Source organism: Halorubrum sp. AJ67 (assembly GCF_000513435.1).
Window position 1 is genome coordinate 270,691 of sequence record NZ_CBVY010000003.1, and the last position, 2,384, is coordinate 273,074.

Consider the following 2,384-nt stretch of genomic DNA (forward strand, 5'->3'; position numbering starts at 1 on the left):
GGATCCCCAGATACATCGTGGAGAACACCACGGCGGTCGCGACCGCGGCGGCGACGGGCGTCCACCGCGGGTGAGTCCGTCGCGAGCGCCACGCGACGGCGAGGACGGCCACCGACAGCGAGGTGTGAAGCGACGGGAACACGTTCGTGTTCGACGCGACCGCCGCGGTGAGGTCCTGCGTCTGCGGGTAGACTTGGTACATCAGCCCGGAGACCGCCTCCAGGTAGTTCCGGGGGCCGTACGAGATGAACAGCGTGTAACAGACTGTGCCGACCGCGTAGTTCAGCATGTACGCGACCAGCAGCTCCTTCAGGTACCGCCGTCCGCCGGTCTCGGAGAGGAAGTACGTCACCGGGGCGGCGACGAGGAGGAACGCGAACCCGACCATGTAGCTCACCGTGAAGAACTCAAGCGTCGCGTCCGGAGTCAGGCGCTGAAGGCTCGCCACGAATCCGCCTTCCAGCGCGTACAGCTCGTCGGTGATGTTCCAGTCGAGCGCGCGCGACAGCCGGAGCCGATACCCCTGCGTGACCTGTTTGGCCGCGAGCAGCGCGAGCGCCGCTCCGAGGTAGGGAGCGATCTCCCGGACGCGGTCGTCGGCGTCGGTCATCGCCCGTGTCATCTGTCGAGGCCCGATACAGAGGAGGGCCGTGACCGCCGTCCCAACGACGACAAAGAGGCCGGTGGCGGCGGTCACTTCGAGGAGCGCCATCGTCGTTTTCACACTGTCGTCGCGACATATGAGTGACACGGTGTCGCGCGAGGGCCCTCGGCCTCGACTCCGCGATATCGAGGTCGAGGTCGACGGGTCCCTCGCCGGTCCCCTCACGGGGCGCGACCCCCGCTCACTCGACGACGACTTCGCCGACCATCCCGGCCGCCTCGTGCGGGATACACACGTACTCGTGGGTCCCCGCGGTCTCGAAGGTGTGAACGTACGACTGGCCCGACTGGACCGCGCCCTTCCCGTTCTCCCAGCCGGTCCTCGCCTCCTCCTCCGAATCGAAGCCGCCGGACGCCCAGTACGACGCTTCCTCCGGGACCGATTCCTGATAGGCTGTCACCGAGTGCGGCTCGCCGGCGGCGTGTCGCCACGCCACGGTGTCCCCCTGCGAGACCGTGAGCTCCGTCGGTGCGTACGCGACGGCTTCCATGTCGACGACGTGGTCGGCGTCGTCCGGAACCCCGTCGACGACGTTTGGCCCGCCGCTGAGGTCCGAGTTACCTCCCGAATCGCCCGATTCGGACCCGCCACCGCCAGCCCCGGCGAGGTCGAGGTCGAGCGGGAGGTCCTCAACGGCGTCGACCAGCGCGAACTGCGCGTACTGCGCGGCGTCGGCGAACGACGCGGCGGCCTCGCCGATGTCGCCGTCCTCCCGCAGCGCGGTCGCGTAGGCGTCGAGGCGCTCCTCGAACGTGTGGTACGCGTTGCGGTCCGCGTCTTCGAGCAGTTCGTGAACGCGGGCCTCCTCGAAGTGCGCGAACGCGTCACCCACGGTCGCCGCGGCGGCGTCCGCGTGCGACCCGCCGCCGTTCTCGACGACGGCGTACACCGACGAGAGCGCCGCGTCCCCGAACCGCTTTGCGGCTTCCGACACGTCCCCACCGTCGTTCGCGGCCGTCGAGATGTCCCCGAGTCGATCCTCGAAGGACTCGTAGAGCGCCTCGTCGGCCGCTTCGAGGGCTTCGTGGTACCCTCCGGCACCGGCCTCGAAGTGTTCGAAGGCGGTCTGCGCGATCGCCGCTGCCCGGTCCGGGTCGCCGAGGGCGTCGAGGACTGCGGCGTCGAATCCCCGAGCCGCCATGTACGTCCCCTCGGCACCGCTCACGGTCGCCCTCGTCCCGGCCGCCGTCTCGAACTCGAGGAGCGTCGACTGGACGCCGTCGTGGTGAGTCGCGACCGCCGCGTCGTCGGCGTTCTCGAAGGCGTCGATCAGCCCCGCGAGGTGTTCCTCCTCGAACCGCGCATAGAGCTCCTCGTCGGTCGATTCGACGGTCTCGTGGAAGTCGAGTTCGTTCTCCTCGAAGCGACCGAACAGCCCCTCTGCGATCGAGGCGGCCTCGTCGTTCCGTCCGCGCCGATATCGCTCACGCGCGTCGTCGAAACGCGCCCGGAAGAACGCCGCCTCAAGAAGCGGCGCGTTCGCGCCGGCGAGCGCCTCGATTCCGGCCACGAGGTTCGAATCTACCGCCGCCAGCGCCTCGTCGATCCCCGACGAGTTCCCGGCCTCGATCGCGGACCGGAGATCCGAGAGGCCGCTCTCGAACCCCTCGTACGCCTCATGGTCCGCCGCTTCGAGCGCCTCGTGCGCGCGTGCCCCCTCGAAGTGCGCGAAGACGTCGCTCACGACCAGTCGTGGGAGGCAAGGCACACAGGGGATAGG

The 2,384-nt window shown here is 69.2% G+C and carries 1 protein-coding gene and 1 pseudogene; both read right to left on the bottom strand.

The genetic code is table 11. The annotated features are described in order from the left end of the window. Window positions 1-712, bottom strand: a 712-nt coding sequence (locus tag BN903_RS04785) for a phosphatase PAP2 family protein (protein ID WP_048076621.1), incomplete at its 3' end; no start/stop codon positions are given. Between the two features lie 133 nt (window positions 713-845). Beyond that, a pseudogene (locus BN903_RS18570) lies at window positions 846-2,351 on the bottom strand (DUF5059 domain-containing protein); the annotation flags it as partial. Window positions 2,352-2,384: the final 33 nt, after the last annotated feature.